This window comes from Runella defluvii (assembly GCF_014195535.1).
Lineage (GTDB): Bacteria > Bacteroidota > Bacteroidia > Cytophagales > Spirosomataceae > Runella > Runella defluvii.
Genome location: NZ_JACIBY010000001.1, coordinates 1,114,811 through 1,132,333 on the forward strand (window position 1 = coordinate 1,114,811; position 17,523 = coordinate 1,132,333).

Here is a 17,523-nt window from a genome sequence, read left to right on the forward strand (position 1 = left end):
ATTGTGTATCTTTGGTATCTAAAGTACACAATGCCTCTCTTTTTGTGCTTTCGCAGTGCCATTTACACATTCTATAAATCAATTTTTTCAACCTCTTCCCATTAACTTTAACAAGAAAAAGTATGGACAATTTTTCTACTTTCCGAGACGTCTGTCGGGTCGCTCTTTTAACGATGACTCCCCAAAAGGAGATGCTTATATGCTTGTTGTTTTGTCTATTAAGTGGAATTGCTTTTGGGCAAAAAACTTGGAATGGTTCTGTAAGCACTGATTGGGGGACGCCCGCTAACTGGAGTGGTGGCACAATACCATCGTTATCCAGTAATGTTGTTATTCCTGCTGCTCCTTCAAACCAACCTAAAGTAAACGGTACTGCTATTGCGGGAACAGTCGAGGTACAAAGCGGAGCTACCTTAACGATTGCATCTACTGGAACGCTTACGACCAGTAATTTTAAGTTGATTGGGATTATTTCAGCTTCGATTCACAATTTGGGGACAATTGACAACGCTGGCATAATAACAATATCACCTAGTTTGGGAGTTGGACGAGGTTTTAGGAATGTTGGAACTTTTAACAATAAGCCAACAACGGGAGAATTAAAAATTGATAACTCGACGGTGAGTGGATTTACAACTGAAAGTGGGAGTACAGTCAATAATGAAGGGAAAATAGCAATAGGAAGTACTGGAAATATTGGATTAACTGGGATTTTGATTGGTGGAAGTAATACTTTTAATAACAAATCAACGGGAACGATTACCATCGACCGAGCGGTAACAAATAGTATCAGCAACGGCTCGACGCTGACTAATGAGGGTACTATCAAGATAGGGTCAATTAACATTGGCGGATTGGTATCTGTCCTTAACACTGCTACATTTACTAATAAGGGAGTCTTAGAAATAGACCGTGCTACGACTAATAGTATTAGCAATACAACAAATACCTTCACAAATGAAGGCACCATAAAACTAGGGGCAAATAATGGAAGTGGTATAACTGCTTTGTCAAACACCGCTACGTTTAATAATAAACCCACCGCTTCCATTTTGATTGACCGCGCGTCCCTTACAAGTATTTCTAACCTTCCTGGTGGTACTTTTACCAATGAAGGAAGCATTACAATCGGTGGAACAAACAGCGGTTCGCCAACGGGTATTGTAAACTCATCTACTTTTAACAACACAGCGGGTGAAATAAAAGTGGATAAAACGACCCTTGTTGGCCTTTCAAACTTATTGGGGACGTTTACAAACGCCGCTAAAATTACGATTGGTAGTGCTGATGACGTCGGCGCAACAGGTTTGGCCAATACGGCTACTTTTAATAATAACACTGGTGGAGTAATCAGTATCGATCGTGCAACAGGGAACGCCTTAAACAACCTCGCAGGAACCTTTACGAATAAAGCGAAAGTTGTCATAGAAGCGTTGGCTAGTGTGGCAGGAACGGGCGTTAACAATGCTTCTGGAGCTACTTTCGACAACAATGGTTGCGGTGCTTTGTTAAAATTAGTGTCTAATAGTGTGATTGCCAACGCAGGAACGTTTTCCAATTCAGGGCAAATAATTGAAAATGCGAGCGGGAACAGTGCCATTAGTTCCAATGCTGGAATTGTTCAAAATTTCAACGGTGGCACTTTTACAATCGGTTCAGGAACTCCTGTCTTTGCTACGGCTGCGACCAACCTCACAACCTGTGTGCCCACCAATGGAATCGTTGATATTACAGGCTTGCACGCCTCTACAAGTTATACGGTAACTTCGACCAGCGGCCCAACGGTCAATGTAACAGCCTCCAGCGATGCTACGGGCAAGTTGTCCTTGACAGGTTTGGGAGCAGGCACCTACGCCCTTACGTTGAGTGGTAGTTGCGTTCCAGAAAATATATCGTTTTCGGCTACATTGACGGCCCCAGCTAATCCAAGTTTATTTACGGTAGCAGGTAGTGGTAGTTTTTGCCCCAACGGACTAGGTTTAGAAATTACTTTAAGTGGTTCGGCAACAGGGGTGAATTACAAACTCATGGAAGGCGTAAATTTAATTTCTACGGTAGCAGGAACAGGGAATCCGCTTTCATTTGGAAATATCCTTCAAGCTGGTACTTACACTGTAGAGGCTGTAAACGCAACGACGAACTGTTCTTCGACGATGACGGGCTCGGCCGTTTTAGTGGCGTACTCCATCCCAACGGCGACAATTTCGGGAGCAACAACCCTCTGTAAAGATGCAACTGCACCCGTTATTACTTTTACAGGCGCCAATGGGTCAGGGAATTATACGTTTAAATACACAATTAATGGTGGTTTAACCCAAGAAGTAACTACGAGTGGAGGAAATACGGCTACGGTGACTGTGCCCACCACCACTGCGGGCGTTTATACTTATACTTTGGTCAGTGTGAGTGACGCAAACTGCGGACAAAACCAGACGGGAGACGCGGTAGTGACCATTAATGGCAAGCCTACCATTAACCTGTTGTTGAATACCCAAACATTTATCGAAGGGTCAACAACTGTTCTTTGCGATGCTGATGCAAATCCAGTTAATAATTTGTTATTCTCGGTGGCTAATTCTTGCGTAACGGGCACATTGATGTGGCGTACTCAGGTAGGAAATGGTGCTTGGGGCAGCTGGAGTTTAACCCCACCTGCAACTCAACCATCGGATGCCGTTGCGTATCGTTATCAAGCTTCGTGCGACGTAGCTTGTTCATCAACTTTTTCAGGTATAATCAATGTGGCAGTGCAGTATCGTGCTGCCGTACCTCAAAATGTTTCGATGGTGGCGGACGGAACAACCATTGCGGCGGGTGAATCAAAAAATGTGTGTGATATTGAAGGAAATACCCTCACTTTTAACGCAACTTGTGGGGCGGGAGAAATTGTTTTATATTCTGTTGATGGAGGTGATTATTCGTCGGTTGTGCCTACACAAATGGCAGATGGCGCAGTACACAATTACCGTGTTCGTTGCCGTAAATCGGACGGGACAATTTCTTGTATTGAGTCTGAATCGGCGGCGATGAGTTTGCGTCTGACGCCTGCTTTGGCGGCTCCTACGGTGAGTATTAGCCCAATGAACGGCTGTGGAACACCAACGGCAATGACAGGAGTTACTTCTTGCGGAGCGCTTCAAACAATATGGTATGATGCTACTACCCAACAGGCCATTAGCTCATTACCCGCACAAACCCCAACTGCTACTACTTCCTATTTTGCGCGCTGTCTATCGGCAACAGGTTGCCTAAGTATGGCAAGTAATACGGTCACTTTTACTTATTTCTCTACAACCACCGCTCCAGCAGTAACTGTCAGTTCAGATATCGTATGTGCTGGAACAGAAGTAACGGTTTCCTCTAATTGTCCTGCTCCTTCGGTGGCATTTTGGAACACGGGTGTTAAGGAAAGTAGCTTTAAAGTGGCCTTTAATAACGTGATTAGTCAGTCATATTGGGTAAAATGTATTTTCCCTAATGGTTGTGAAACGGCTTCAAGTACGCCTAAAGAAGTGCTTTGGAAAGCGTTTGATATTACCATTATTAACGTTGGACAAAGTCAATCAGCAACCAAGGAAGATAATAAATTAGCATGGGCGGGTCAATTTCTTACACCTGATGCGGGGCCATCGCTAGACAAAAGTTTGCAAACGAACCCCACGGTTTACTTCACTGAGCGGGTTAATAAAATGGCCCCCCGTTTTTGGACAATCAATGCCGAAGTATGTGCATTGGGGACAAGCGGGTCGTTGACATTTGATATGTTGTTGACACCAGAAACTGGAGTACCGCGCTCTTTTAATACCCACGAAAACAACGCGCCTTATTTTATGTATGCTAATCGCGGGGGCTGGACAGAATTATATGCTCAAAATCACCCAGCGTATGGTTTTTATGAAGAAAATGGAAGCGGAGGCAACAAATATGATGAAGGGCTTCCGAAGGGCTTGTACAAGCTAAGTGTGCGTTATTGGGATGCAAAAGGGGAGGGTAGTATTTATCCTTCAAAACGCCTACCTGTAGGAAACGTATTAGCTTACCAAGAATATTGGTTCAGAGTGGTTTCGGAAGAAGGGCCTGGCAAAGGAGCCGCGCGACAAGGGGTAATAACATCCGATAATGGTACATTGGCCGAAGTGATGCCTAACCCAGTGAAGAATGTTCTACAGGTGCAAATTAATGACAGCAAAGGTCAAACGTTTGACCTTCAGTTTATGGATATTTCAGGCCGTTTGATGCAATCAAAAAAGATTGTTGCTGAAACAAACCAACACAAAGAAACGTTGGATGTAACAGCACAGGGGGCTGGTATGTATTTCTTAAAGGTAGTAGGAGCTACAAAAAGTCAGACATTGAAAGTCTTGAAGATTGATTAAAAATGGAGAATAATAAAAAAAGGAGCTGCCTAGCAGCTCCTTTTTTTATGCTAATTCCTGCAATCGTTCGACGGAATAGGCCGTGGGCTTGTCCGCAAAAAGGACCTTGGTTTTAGCCCATGTTGTTTTGAATAATTCAGAATCTCGGTACGCATTTAGGGCAGCTTCGTCGTCCCAATAACTGTATGTTAGATAAACATTGGAGTGGTTTAAGTCGCGTAAAAGCTCTAGTCGATGGCAGCCTTGACGGGCTCTGATTTTTTCTTTTGATTGCTCAAAAACGTCTAAAAAATCAGCCACTTTTTCAGGCTGAAACGTCATTCGTACGATTCGGATAAGCATATTGATTCTATATTGAGGAAGTTATTTTCCACGATACGCGGCCTTGCGTTTTTGCAAAAAAGCCATAATTCCTTCCGCTGCGTCATGCGTGCGGCCAAGTTGGTCTTGGTGGGTCGCTTCAAGCTCAAGCATTTGGTCGAGGGTAGAATACATGGCCTGGTTCATCACTTGTTTCATCGCCCCAATGGATCTTGTAGGAGCATTTTGGTAATAAGAAACAATGTCGGCAAGTTCTACATCTAGCTCGCTGGCAGGTACAGCTTTGTGAATCAGTCCAATCTGAGCGGCTTCTATGGCAGATACTTTTCGACCAGTACTGGCTATTTCAAAGGCCTTTTGCATTCCGACCAATCGAGGTAAAAAGAAGGTAGAGCCAGCGTCGGGCATGAGGCCGATATTGACAAAAATTTGACTTAAATATGCTTCTTCGGTGGCTATGACAAGGTCACAGGCCAGAGCAAGCGAACAGCCAGCCCCCGCCGCTACGCCATTGAGCCGACAAATGATGGGTTTGGGCAATGACCGTATGGCTAAAATAAGCGGGTTGTAGTTTTGTCGTAACGAATCCCCAAGGCTATTGGCGCCCCCCATTCCTTCTTTGAGGTCGGCACCCGAACAAAATGCTTTATCGCCAGCGCCTGTTATGACCACCACACGTACTGTTTCGTCGGCGGCTGTAGTTTCAATGGCGCGTGTCATTTCTTTTAACAAGCCTGCACTTAAAGCATTGTAAACTTGAGGGCGATTGAGCGTAATGCGGGCAACGCCATCGTTTACTTCGTAGGTTAAATACTCAAACATGGTTTTTGGGTTTAGGATGAAGCAGAAAATACGTAAATGTAATAATCTCAGACAAACCACCAAACAGTTGCTAAACTTACCACCAAACCCAGCAAAACGCCCGCGCTAATTTGAGCAGGTGTGTGGGCATTGAGGTGAAGGCGTGCACTCATTAAAAGTCCTCCTAGTACGATTAACCCTAAAAGAGGATAGAGGAGGATGTGTTCTCCGAATTTGATAACTATACCAAAAGTAGCACCCAACAACCCTCCAAAGCCAGTGCCGTGCGCGCTAATTTTCCAGTTTAAACTTATAATGGCGACCAAAGCGATAGAAACCGTTACACTGGCAAGAACGATGCTAATTTGGGGGGCTAACTCTGACAATTGGGCGAGTTGATACCGAAAAAAATACGTAGCAAAGCCGTAAAGCAACACTGTAATAAAATACGGAAGGCGTCGGTCGGCAAGATTATCTAAGTGGAGACTTTGAATATAACCTGCTCGGTATAAATAGTAAATTCCTAAGGCAGGAATCACAAAAGTAGTCATGCCCACAAACCCCAAAAGGGTAAGGCGGATGGGCGGGGAGAACATATCGACGCCAACAACGGCTGGTGTGGTAAAAAACAACATGCCCAACAATAACGTGGGCATCAGAAGTGGATGAAGCAGAACCGAAAGAGACTTAGCAAGTGGCGTATTCAAAGCGAATGTATCTGTTTATTGCCGACCTTTATTTTGATTATCACAAAGGTAACGAATAACAGACGATGTCACTATAATTGTTTGCGTAATCGTGCAACAGGTATGTTGAGCTGTTCGCGGTATTTGGCCACCGTTCGACGGGCAATGTTATAGCCTTTATCGTTAAGGAGTTTCTCTAACTTATCGTCCGAAAGCGGATTGCCTTTTGGTTCGTGGTCAATCAAATCTTTCAGAATAGACTTCACTTCACGGCTACTTGCGTCTTCGCCGTACTCAGTCGAAATTCCTTCTGAGAAGAAATATTTCAACGGATATACCCCAAATTCTGTTTGGACAGCCTTACTGTTGGCCACGCGTGAAACCGTCGAAACGTCCATTTCGATACGTAGCGCGATGTCCTTCAAAATCATCGGTTTTAAGCGGGTTTCGTCGCCATCCAAAAAGAACTCATATTGGTACTGTAAAATGGCATTCATTGTACGTTGAAGCGTATTTTGGCGCTGTTTGATGGCATCAATAAACCACTTTGCGGCATCGAGTTTTTGCTTCACAAAAGTGACCGTCTCTTTGATATGTCGATTGGATTTGTCGCTTTTGTCGTAGGTATCCAGCATTTCGGCAAAAGACCGACTTATGCGCAGTTCTGGTGCATTTTTTGAGTTGAGGTGTACTTCAAGCTTGCCGTTGTTGTTGTGAATCCAAAAATCGGGCAAAAGATATTGTGCTAATCCGTCTTCGCCTTCTACTGAGCCAGGTTTTGGGTTTAGTTTTGTGATGAGCGAAATGACGCACTTCATTTGGTCGTCATTGATGCCGAGGCGTTTTTGAATTTTCTCAAAATGCTTTTTTGAAAATTCATCAAAATAATCCTCAATGATTTTGATGGCATAGTTGACATAGATGTCCGAAGCATTTTTACGATCAAGCTGGAGCAACAAACATTCTTGCAAATTGCGGGAACCAATGCCTGGAGGGTCAAATGTTTGGATTTTTTTCAACACAACCTCCACTTCCTCCACCGAGGTATAAAACCCTTGCGAAAGGGCCAAATCATTGACAACAGCTTGCATAGAACGGCGGATATAGCCGTCGTTTTCGATGCTTCCCAACAATTGTAAGCCGATGACCGACTGGCGTTCGTTGAGTTTCAAATACCCAAACTGTTGCTGTAGTGCATCTTGTAACGTATTGATGGTAGCAATTGGTACCTCCCGATCATCCTCTGGGAAGTTTCCATCGCTATACATTTTATAACCGCCATATTCGTCATGGTTGAGGTAGTCGTCAAGACTAATGTCATCACGGGTCGAATATTCGTCATCGTATTCACTATCAGATGAATCATCATAGATGTCATCTTTCTCGTTCATTTCCTGTTCTAACCCCTCTTCCAATGCTGGATTAATCTCCAACTCCTCCTCAATTCGGCTCTCTAATTCTGCCGTCGGAATTTGGAGCAGCTTGATAAATTGTATCTGCTGCGGCGAGAGCTTTTGTTGTAATGTTTGGTTTAGGCTTAACTTCTGCATGATAGAGTGGGGTTATAAAGCTTGTTCCATGCGATGTTTTTTGGATTATCGTCTGTTTACAGAAATAGCCTCTATCAACAGTCGTGCCAAAACTACATTTAACTTCTTTTTTTTGGTTAATTTTTTAAAAGTATTTTTTGATTTAGCTTTTTTTTGGGAAGAAAATTATGTCTTTTGGGAGAAGATACGAATGGCGTAAGTTGTTGATAATGAACATATTATGTTTTGGTATATATTTTACTGAATATTTGGTAATTTATTGGACGTAAAAAATGCCAAAAAGTGACAAAGCCAAACATCTTTTTGGATGTTTGGCTTTGTAGGGAGGTAAAAAATGGTGATAAAAAGGCGCTTATTCGACCACGATTAAGTGATTTTTTTTGCCTTTAGAAACCAACAAAAATTTATTTTGTAACAACTCAAATGCAGGTTGCGCATTGGGGTCAGCGACTTTGGTTTTGTTGATGCTTACGGCGTTTCCTTGGATAGCCCGTCGTGCCTCACCCTTCGATGCGTAAATTTCGTTGTTGGTTACTACCGATAATAAATCAGTGACGTTGGTACACTCAGCCAATGCGGTTGCGCTGATGACACTTTGCGGCACTCCATCAAATACCGCTTCAAATGTCAGCATATCCATGTTTTGAAGTGTTTCAAGGGTTCCTTTTCCAAAAAGAACTTCAGAGGCAGCTACTGCCATCTCATATTCTGATAATGAGTGAACTCGAATGGTCACATCCTTTGCCAAAGCTTTCTGCATAACGCGTAGGTGAGGAGCTTGGGCGTGTTCGGCTTCAAAAGCCTCTATTTCATCCTTTGTGTAAAGCGTAAATACGCGGAGCAAGCGCGAGCAGTCGGCATCGGCGCAGTTAAGCCAAAACTGATAAAACTGGAAAGGAGAAGTTTTGGAAGAATCCAGCCAAACGTTTCCACTTTCACTTTTTCCAAATTTTGTTCCGTCCGATTTTGTCACCAAAGGAGTTGTCAGAGCAAAAGCACGGTATTCGGCGGTTTCGTCGTTGTTATTTTCTTTTCGACGAATCAATTCTGTACCCGTCGTAATATTTCCCCATTGGTCCGAACCACCCATTTGCAAACGAACATCGTGGTGTTTAAAGAGCCAATAAAAGTCAAACCCTTGGAGTAGCTGGTAGCTAAATTCGGTGAAAGAAATGCCTGTTTCGAGGCGTTTTTTTACGGAGTCTTTCGCCGACATATAATTGACTGTAATATATTTCCCTGCTTCCCGTAAAAACTCAAGGAAACCAATGTTTTTGAACCAGTCGTAGTTGTTTACAATTTGGGCTGAATTATCGCCGCAGTCAAAATCCAAAAACTTTTCAAGTTGTTTTTTGATACAAGACTCGTTGTAGCGAAGCGTTTCTTCTGACAAGAAAGCGCGTTCGGCGGCTTTTCCTGAAGGGTCGCCCACCATTCCGGTAGCACCTCCCACCAGAGCAAATGGCTTATGTCCGCACAACTGGAAGTGTTTTAGGAGCATAATGGTTGCCAAATTTCCGATGTGCAAAGAGGACGCTGTGGGGTCAAAACCAATATAGGCAGAGGTAATTTCTTTTTGGAGTTGTTCTTCTGTGCCAGGCATCATGTCGTGGAGCATACCACGCCAACGCAATTCTTCGATGAAATTCTTAGTCATTTTCTTGCAATCTTGACGGCTTATCTGTATTTTAGAGCCGCAAAAGTACGGGGATTTTTGCTTTGGTTGGCAAAAATGTTAAAACCCGAAACTCCTGTAAGAAAACAAAGAGACTTTTTTATGGCGTTATGTCCTGATTTTCAGATGAAGAATAAGGCGTTTTGCTAAGCTGAAATCCGAAAGTGTAATTAAAAATGAAAAAAAACGAAGGCTTTCTTCGTGGTTTCTGTTAACTTAGCCAATGCAATCGCATTTTGAGGGGCTTAGATACTCTATTTACAATTATGAAACAGCTTTGTACATTTTCAGAAAAATTAATTCGGCCAACTTTTGGTAAACTTTTTCTTCTGTTTTGGATGGTGGGTGCTTGTGCATACGCACAAATTGCAGTTCCAGATACCAATTTCGCAAATGCCATACGTAGTGCTTGTCCAACGTGTATTGGCAGCGATAATAAATTGTTGCCACCCGCAGCAGACATGAAAGGGCTGGATGTATCCAGCAAAGGCATCAAAAACTTAGAAGGAATTCAGGGCTTTACTTCGTTAGAAACCTTGATTTGTATTACGAATAGCTTAACTACCTTGCCGCCGCTTCCTTCTACATTAATTTCACTCTATTGTGATTTGAATAACTTGACGAGCTTGCCGACTTTACCTTCGGGGTTAGTCATGCTGAGTTGTAAGTTTAATAAATTAACAGCACTTCCATCGTTTCCTGGGTCGCTGACTCAATTGGCATTTAATAACAACGAGGTCGCCGTTTTACCTGCGTTGCCTTCTTCCATGATTTATTTGGACGGGAATCGCAACAAATTAACATCGCTTCCAACGCTTCCTACAAGTTTGCGTTACTTGAGTTGCACAGGCAATGAGCTTACATCACTGCCAAGCTTGCCATCGACACTCGAATACTTGAGTTGTTCAACCAACAAACTGACCGCTATTCCGACCTTGCCATCGGTCTTGACTACATTTTATTGTGCCGAAAACCTATTAACATCTTTACCCCAATTGCCTGCTAGTTTAACGCAGGTGCTGAACTGTGCAAAAAATCAACTCACTGCACTGCCTGCGTTGCCTGCGGGCTTAAAAGAGATTGATTGCGGATTTAACGCACTTACGACGCTTCCAACATTGCCGACAAGCCTAAATACTTTGGTCGCAGAAAATAATCAAATTTTCAGCTTGCCGCCTTTTCCTGCCTTATTGTCAGTCGTTTATATTAAAAATAATCGTTTGTTAAGTTTGCCAGCTTTGCCCGAAAGCTTGTACTTTTTGAATATTCAGAACAACTTACTTACCTGCCTTCCAGAGTTGAAAAATGGCTCAATGTATTTATACATAGATGCGGATAAGATTACTTGTTTACCAAACATACCTGCCAGTATTATTGTATTTAATGCTTCAAGTATTCCAATTCCAACTCCGCCTGTTTGCCCAACTAACATTAATCATCCAACTGGATCAGTAGCGGCAAACTCGTATGTAGCAAAAGAAAAAATAGAAAGTACAGCTACACTCTCGTCGGGTAAAACAAATTATTTTGCTACCCAATCCATCACGTTAAAACCAGGTTTTGTGGCTTCGAATGCGACTACATTTTTGGTAGAGGTGCGCACGTGTAAGTAGAGAAATCTAAACTTTGGGGAATGATGTAACAAATTGAACGTTATGAGATTACATTTTGTATTCCTCCTTTTTCTGGGACTATTTGTACCTGTTTCAAAAAGCGAAGCACAAATAGTCCCAGACTCCAATTTCGCCCAAGCAATACGTATTGTTTGCCCTGATTGTATTGACAGCACAAATAAACTTTTGCCAGCTGCGGCAAATTTGAAAATTTTAAATGTTTCAGAGAAAAATATTCGCAGTTTGGCTGGGTTAGAGGGGTTTGCTGGATTGGAACAATTGATTTGCAACGCAAATCAATTAACTAGCCTGCCTGAATTGCCAACTACATTAGAATGGCTATTTTGTAACAGCAATAAAATTACGCAACTCCCAAAGCTTCCTGAATCGCTACAACTACTTTTTTGTGCAGGAAATGAATTAGAAACTATACCACCTTTGCCTACTTCATTAATGCGTTTAATATGTGGTAGTAACAAGTTGAAGGCATTGCCCGAAGCGCTTCCTTTTAATTTACATATCCTTGAGTGTAGTAGAAATCAAATTACGCACTTGCCCCAAATGGATAATTTGATTTCTTTAAGGTTTTTATATTGCAATGACAACCAATTGAAACAGTTGCCTAAACTATCTCAATTATTTACATTACATTGTATTAATAACCAATTGAAATCATTGCCTCGGTTGCCCGATACCATAAGAGAATTGGACTGTAGTAATAACCAAATCTCTTTTTTAAGCAATTTCCCTAGGGGAGGAATATTGCTGAATCTTTCTTCTAATCAATTGACTTGTTTGCCAACTATCCACGTCGAAAATTTGTTTAGCCTTACCATTGATACAGATAAAATAAAGTGCCTTCCTAATGATTTAGGCGCTATTGTAGTGAAAAACCGTGAGGGAGTGCAAGTCCCTACTCCGCCCGTATGCCAAGAAAATTTGACCCATGCCACTGGAAATTTGGCAGCAGATACGTACGTCGCAACCAAGAAAATTGAAAGCGCTGCCCTGCTTCTTGAAGGGACTACGAGGTACCACACAACACAATCGATTACCTTAAATCCAGGTTTTTCAACGGCTGCTACCACGACGGCTGCTACCACGACTTTTGTGGCAGAATTACGTACGTGTAATTGAGCTAAACAGTGCCCGCCGAGGAGTAAAACACATTTTCCAGTCGCATTATTTTTCTGTTAATTTTGGGATAGATTTTCAATTCACCGAAATTTCTACTAATTTTACGCGGCAAATAAGGAATCGTTTATTTGCTATGCTCTCAGACACATCCAAGTTCCTCTACGAGGCCCTCACGTACGACGACGTTTTGCTCGTCCCTGCTTACTCCGAAGTGCTCCCGCGTGACACAACCACGCAAACACAACTCACTCGAAATATTCGATTGAACGTTCCACTGTTATCTGCTGCTATGGATACCGTTACTGAGTACCAATTGGCCATCGCCATGGCGCAAGAGGGAGGAATCGGGATTATCCATAAAAACATGACTGTTGAAGCCCAAGCTGCGCAAGTACGTAAAGTAAAACGCTCCGAAAGTGGGATGATTGTTGACCCTATTACATTGAACGAAGATGCTACCTTGCGTGACGCACATCGCATTATGTCTGAGTTCAAAATCGGAGGGATTCCTGTGGTTGATAAAGACAGTAAATTGATTGGTATCATCACCAACCGCGATTTGCGTTTCCAAAAGGACTTGACAAGAGGTGTAGTAGGAGTGATGACCAAAGACAATCTTATCACGGCAAGAGAAGGTATCACGCTCGAAGAAGCTGAAAGTATTTTGCAGGAGTTTAAGATTGAAAAATTGCCTATCGTTGACAAACATCACAAATTGGTAGGTTTGGTTACGTATCGTGACATCATTAAACGTAAAGACCGCCCAAATGCCTGCAAAGATAGCCTTGGACGCCTGCGCGTTGGAGCGGCAGTAGGTGTGACGCCCGATTTGATTCGTCGCGTTGAAGCACTTCTTAAAGCAGGAGTGGACGTGGTAAGTATCGACACTGCTCACGGTCATTCATTGGGTGTCATTGAAGCGTTGAAAGGCGTGAAAAGCCAATTTCCTAATTTGGATGTATTGGTTGGAAATATTGCGACTGGCGAAGCTGCTCAGGCATTGGCTGCAGCGGGTGCTGATGGGGTAAAAGTAGGCGTTGGTCCTGGAAGTATCTGTACGACGCGTATCATTGCGGGAATCGGGATGCCACAGTTGACGGCGGTTTACGAAGCAGCCAAAGCCATTGAAGGCACAGGAGTTCCAGTGATAGCCGACGGTGGTATTCGCTATTCGGGTGATATTGTAAAAGCAATTGCTGCGGGTGCAAACACCGTCATGATTGGCTCGTTGCTAGCGGGAACGGAAGAAGCACCAGGGGAAGAAATTCTTTACGAAGGACGTCGCTTTAAATCATACCGTGGAATGGGTTCGGTGGAAGCAATGGAAGATGGCTCGAAAGACCGTTATTTCCAGGATGCGGAAGACGACATCAAGAAACTTGTGCCCGAAGGAATCGTCGGCCGCGTTCCGTACAAAGGAAAAGTAGCCGAAATCATTTACCAATTGGTAGGTGGTTTGAAAGCTGGAATGGGCTATTGCGGTGCAGCCGATATTCAAACCCTGCAAAAAGCGAAATTTGTTCGTATCAGTGCGGCGGGGATGAAGGAAAGCCACCCTCACGATATTCACATTGCGAAAGAAGCTCCAAATTACACCACAAAATAATTGGAAGGTAGTTTATACAAAAACGGCCACTTGGACTTGTTCCTTGTGGCCGTTTTTGATTTTAAAATCAATGAATTACATCATAATAAAGACCAGTGCTCCCGCAACGTAGCCAAGAAGTGCTAAAAGACTGATGCGTTTGAGATACCAGAAGAAACTGATATTTTCCATGCCCATTACTGCTACCCCAGCTGCTGAACCAATAATTAACATACTCCCACCTGTACCAGCACAGTAGGCCAAAAACTCCCAAATTCGATGGTCTTGAGGGTAAGTAGCCAAATCGTACATGCCCATAGAAGCTGCTACTAATGGTACATTGTCGATGACAGCGGAGGCAATCCCGATAATAAATACGATGGCGTCCAAATTCCCGATGGTATCGTTCATCCAAGCAGCTAAACCAGAAAGCGTGTGCGTTGCTTCAAGGACGCCTATAGCCAACAAAATTCCCATGAAAAACAAAATACTACTGGTATCAATTTTGCTCAACGCATGGGCCGCCGTAAAAGGTTTGCGGTCTTCTTCGTCTTTTTTTGAGTGAAGTACTTCGGAAACAACCCATACCGTTCCGAGCGCCAGTAAAACGCCCATGTAAGGGGGCAAATGGGTCACCGTTTTAAAAATGGGTACAAAAAGCAACATACCTATACCCGTAAAAAACATAGTGTTTCGCTCAAAAGTAGTAATCGTATCGTCGATGTCTTTTTTACGGGGTTTAGGTGGCTCAAGTGAACCTTTAAGGCGAAACGAAAGATAAACCAGCGGTACAATCAAAGAAACCAAGCTCGGAAGAATCAACATTTTCATGATATTGACGGCAGATACTTGTCCGCCAATCCAAAGCATGGTTGTTGTCACGTCGCCCAAGGGGGACCATGCACCGCCTGCGTTGGCAGCGATGATGACAATTCCCGCAAAAAAGCGGCGCATATCGGTATCACGAATGATTTTTCGCAACAATGATACCATTACAATAGCCGTAGTGAGGTTGTCGAGTACGGCCGATAGAAAAAAAGTAAGAATGCTGATAATCCAAAGGAGGGTTCGGGTGTCTTTGGTATGAATGCGTTCTGTGATGACTCCAAAGCCTTGATGGGCATCAATGAGTTCAACAATAGTCATGGCACCAAGTAGGAAAAAAGCAATCTCGGCGATGCTTGCTAAATGGTGTGATAACTCTTCTCCAACCTGGTGTGAATCAACCGAGCCAAATGCATACAAAGACCAACAAATAACACCAATAAGCAGGGCGGTTGCGGTTTTATTGATGTGAATACTATGCTCAATGGTGATGAAAATGTAGCCAATGATAAATACGGCAATAATGAGAGTAATCATACGAATTTTGAAATTTTATGAACCTTCAAAATAAGCAAAAAAACCTTAAAAAGTTGTTAATGATTGGTTATTTCACGCCGTTAAATCGTTCTGTTTGGCAAATATTTTGATGCTTTTAGATAAAAATTGCAAAATGTAGATAACAAAAAAATCCCCTTTGGCAGAAGGGGATTTAAGAGTGTGAGTAAGCACTATTTTTACGCCGTTTGTTCCTTAAAATAGCGTTTGAGCCACGTATGGTCGGCGCGGGTTTTCCAGCGGCTCATCCATTGGGCTTTGGTCGCTACGGTATTGTCAAACACAGTTGTATTGGGTTCGATTTCTTCGTTTAAAACGGCATTTTTGATGGCGGAGACAGGAACGGTTTGGATATTCCCTTGCGCATCAAGGTAAGCCAAAGAGCGGTCAAAAAAATCGACATTCAAACGAGGCCCAATTTCTTGCAGCCAGCGCGTTGACTTGTCGATAGAGCAACCACTCGGTAAAGTTTCACTTTCATCCACCGCAATCACCACAAACCGATGGTGGAATATTTTTCCTGAAGCCGTAAGGGCTTCGCCGTGGGCTTCCCAACCTTCCAACGCGGCTTTGAGGGTTTCGGTAAGGGTTCCTACTTCATCGTCAGTCAGGTTTCGATTGGCCTGGTAAATCCAGACGCGGGCTTCAAAAGCAATATCGTGAAATGGTATGTACATGACAATTAGCGTTTATGTGTGAGTTTTCTTCGACACTCAAAATAACGTTTTTTGTGGTTTTTTGAGTTCCGTTTTTATGGGGATTACATCGATTGCGCTACCAATTCTGCCAAATCAAAAACCTTCACTGACTCTTCTTTTTCTTTGTTTTTGACGCCGTCGGTCATCATTACCATGCAGAAGGGGCAACCCACGGCGATGGTTTCGGCACCCGTGGCAAGGGCTTCTTCGATGCGCTCGATGTTGATGTCTTTTTTACCTTTTTCGGGTTCTTTAAACATTTGAGCACCGCCTGCTCCGCAACAAAGTCCCTTTACTTTTGCACGTTTCATTTCCACCAAATCGGCATCCAATGCTTCAATAACCGCCCGTGGAGCTTCGTAAATGTCGTTGGCACGGCCCAAATAACAGGAGTCGTGGAATGTGATTTTTTTTCCTTTAAATGTTCCTCCACCTTCAATTTTTATTTTGCCCGCGTTGATAAGCTGTTGCAAAAACTCCGAATGGTGAATAACTTCGTACGTTCCGCCGAGGGCAGGGTATTCGTTTTTGAGGGTATTGAAACAGTGTGGACAAGCCGTCACTATTTTTTTTACGCCGTACATATCGAGTACTTGAATATTGGCCATGGCTTGCATCTGAAAGGTGAACTCGTTGCCAGCCCGTCGTGCAGGGTCGCCTGTGCAGCCTTCTTCAGTGCCCAAAACGGCAAATTTTACCCCAACGGCATTTAAAATTTTGACAAATGCGACCGTCACTTTTTTATAGCGGTCATCAAATGACCCCGCACAGCCTACCCAGAAAAGTACTTCGGGGGTTTCTCCACTTGCAGCCATTTCGGCCATGGTTGGTACTTTGATTTCAGACATTGGATTGGTTCGTAGGTTTGATGAAAAGTGGTTTTTCGGTGATTCTATGTTGCAAAATCTACATTTTTATTAAAAACTCAAAACCATTGCCAAGGGTTGATTACATTTGCTATTGATAATGAGAGAATCGTCACTAACCAAAAATAATAATAAACTTGAAAAGCGTTTATAAGTCTCACCCTTGGCATGGTATTCCCATCGGTGAAAATGCCCCAGAAACTTTAACGGCCTTTATTGAAATTGTACCTACGGATACGGTTAAGTACGAAATCGACAAAACAACGGGTTATCTGAAAATTGACCGCCCGCAAAAATATTCTAACATTGTTCCTGCCCTCTATGGTTTTGTTCCAAAAACCTACTGCGGCGATACCATTGCTGAATATGCCCGTCAGCAGTCGGGACGTAATGACATCAAAGAAGGCGATGGCGACCCGTTGGATATTTGTGTGTTGAGCGAAAGCAACATCCCTCACGGTGACATCATTTGCCAAGCGATTCCTATTGGTGGCTTGCGTTTGATTGACAAAGGTGAAGCTGATGATAAAATCATTGCGGTGTTGAAAGATGATTTGCTCTACAGCAAATACCGCGACATTAGCGAGCTTCCTCGTAGCGTAGTTAACCGTCTTCAACACTACTTCTTGACTTACAAAAACTTGCCAGGCGAACCAATGACTTGCGAAATCGCCAATGTATATGGTCGGGAAGAAGCGCATCAAGTGATTCGTAACTCGGTAACGGATTATTTGAACAACTTTGGTATGCTTTAATTCATACCCCTTCCAAGTTTCGATTTTTGCGAATACGTAAACTTGGAAGGTTTTTTTACGGGTTGTAAGCAACCCACTTC

Annotated in this window: 13 protein-coding genes; 5 read left to right on the plus strand and 8 right to left on the minus strand. The window is 43.1% G+C overall.

What is annotated here, in order from left to right; translation table 11 throughout:
- The first annotated feature begins 122 nt into the window (after positions 1-122).
- Positions 123-4,376 carry a T9SS type A sorting domain-containing protein gene (locus FHS57_RS04585; protein ID WP_183971689.1) on the plus strand — a complete coding sequence of 1,418 codons (4,254 nt, stop codon included), beginning with the start codon at positions 123-125 and terminating at the stop codon, positions 4,374-4,376.
- A 45-nt stretch (positions 4,377-4,421) separates the two neighbouring features.
- On the opposite strand, the gene FHS57_RS04590 is transcribed toward FHS57_RS04585, so the two are convergent.
- The 5 genes from FHS57_RS04590 to tyrS form a co-directional block, all read right to left on the minus strand.
- Entirely contained in the window at positions 4,422-4,718 is a 297-nt protein-coding gene (locus FHS57_RS04590) for a putative quinol monooxygenase (RefSeq protein WP_183971690.1), read from the minus strand.
- A gap of 21 nt (positions 4,719-4,739) precedes the next feature.
- Positions 4,740-5,519, minus strand: coding sequence for an enoyl-CoA hydratase/isomerase family protein (locus FHS57_RS04595; RefSeq protein WP_183971691.1), 780 nt, complete (start codon positions 5,517-5,519; stop codon positions 4,740-4,742).
- A 47-nt stretch (positions 5,520-5,566) separates the two neighbouring features.
- The gene (locus FHS57_RS04600) at positions 5,567-6,205 is read right to left on the minus strand and encodes a hypothetical protein (protein WP_229601251.1); all 639 of its coding nucleotides are present in this window, start codon (positions 6,203-6,205) and stop codon (positions 5,567-5,569) included.
- 71 nt (positions 6,206-6,276) lie between these two features.
- Positions 6,277-7,734, minus strand: coding sequence for an RNA polymerase factor sigma-54 (gene rpoN, locus FHS57_RS04605; protein ID WP_183971693.1), 1,458 nt, complete (start codon positions 7,732-7,734; stop codon positions 6,277-6,279).
- A gap of 352 nt (positions 7,735-8,086) precedes the next feature.
- Entirely contained in the window at positions 8,087-9,391 is a 1,305-nt protein-coding gene (tyrS, locus tag FHS57_RS04610; RefSeq protein WP_183971694.1) for a tyrosine--tRNA ligase, read from the minus strand.
- A gap of 284 nt (positions 9,392-9,675) precedes the next feature.
- Here tyrS and FHS57_RS04615 point away from each other — a divergent pair, with 284 nt between their 5' ends.
- From FHS57_RS04615 to guaB, 3 genes are all read left to right on the plus strand, one after another.
- On the plus strand, positions 9,676-11,022 hold the full coding sequence (locus tag FHS57_RS04615) for a 3-coathanger stack domain-containing protein (RefSeq protein WP_183971695.1): 1,347 nt from the start codon (positions 9,676-9,678) through the stop codon (positions 11,020-11,022).
- 795 nt (positions 11,023-11,817) lie between these two features.
- A complete protein-coding gene (locus FHS57_RS04620; RefSeq protein ID WP_183971696.1) occupies positions 11,818-12,159 on the plus strand; it encodes a hypothetical protein in 342 nt (113 codons plus the stop codon).
- A gap of 133 nt (positions 12,160-12,292) precedes the next feature.
- Positions 12,293-13,765, plus strand: a complete 1,473-nt coding sequence (gene guaB / locus FHS57_RS04625; protein WP_183971697.1) for an IMP dehydrogenase — start codon at positions 12,293-12,295, stop codon at positions 13,763-13,765.
- A 75-nt stretch (positions 13,766-13,840) separates the two neighbouring features.
- Here guaB and nhaD read toward each other — a convergent pair whose 3' ends face one another.
- The 3 genes from nhaD to FHS57_RS04640 all read right to left on the minus strand — a co-directional run bounded on the left by nhaD (position 13,841) and on the right by FHS57_RS04640 (position 16,670).
- The gene (gene nhaD / locus FHS57_RS04630) at positions 13,841-15,106 is read right to left on the minus strand and encodes a sodium:proton antiporter NhaD (RefSeq protein ID WP_183971698.1); all 1,266 of its coding nucleotides are present in this window, start codon (positions 15,104-15,106) and stop codon (positions 13,841-13,843) included.
- 197 nt (positions 15,107-15,303) lie between these two features.
- On the minus strand, positions 15,304-15,801 hold the full coding sequence (locus FHS57_RS04635; RefSeq protein ID WP_183971699.1) for a hypothetical protein: 498 nt from the start codon (positions 15,799-15,801) through the stop codon (positions 15,304-15,306).
- Positions 15,802-15,884: 83 nt separating this feature from the next.
- Positions 15,885-16,670 (minus strand): (Fe-S)-binding protein, encoded by a 786-nt coding sequence (locus FHS57_RS04640; RefSeq protein WP_183971700.1) that lies wholly within the window; start codon positions 16,668-16,670, stop codon positions 15,885-15,887.
- A gap of 155 nt (positions 16,671-16,825) precedes the next feature.
- Between FHS57_RS04640 and FHS57_RS04645 the strand changes: the two genes are divergently transcribed.
- Positions 16,826-17,443: an inorganic pyrophosphatase gene (locus FHS57_RS04645; RefSeq protein WP_028527154.1), complete on the plus strand. Its 618-nt coding sequence runs from the start codon at positions 16,826-16,828 to the stop codon at positions 17,441-17,443.
- The last annotated feature ends 80 nt before the right edge of the window (positions 17,444-17,523 follow it).

Coding starts and splice junctions, on each gene's coding strand:
- FHS57_RS04585 (WP_183971689.1), top strand. CDS start 123: ATGGACAATTTTTCTACTTTCCGAGACGTCTGTCGGGTCGCTCTTTTA.
- FHS57_RS04590 (WP_183971690.1), bottom strand. CDS start 4,718: ATGCTTATCCGAATCGTACGAATGACGTTTCAGCCTGAAAAAGTGGCT.
- FHS57_RS04595 (WP_183971691.1), bottom strand. CDS start 5,519: ATGTTTGAGTATTTAACCTACGAAGTAAACGATGGCGTTGCCCGCATT.
- rpoN (WP_183971693.1), bottom strand. CDS start 7,734: ATGCAGAAGTTAAGCCTAAACCAAACATTACAACAAAAGCTCTCGCCG.
- tyrS (WP_183971694.1), bottom strand. CDS start 9,391: ATGACTAAGAATTTCATCGAAGAATTGCGTTGGCGTGGTATGCTCCAC.
- FHS57_RS04615 (WP_183971695.1), top strand. CDS start 9,676: ATGAAACAGCTTTGTACATTTTCAGAAAAATTAATTCGGCCAACTTTT.
- guaB (WP_183971697.1), top strand. CDS start 12,293: ATGCTCTCAGACACATCCAAGTTCCTCTACGAGGCCCTCACGTACGAC.
- nhaD (WP_183971698.1), bottom strand. CDS start 15,106: ATGATTACTCTCATTATTGCCGTATTTATCATTGGCTACATTTTCATC.
- FHS57_RS04635 (WP_183971699.1), bottom strand. CDS start 15,801: ATGTACATACCATTTCACGATATTGCTTTTGAAGCCCGCGTCTGGATT.
- FHS57_RS04640 (WP_183971700.1), bottom strand. CDS start 16,670: ATGTCTGAAATCAAAGTACCAACCATGGCCGAAATGGCTGCAAGTGGA.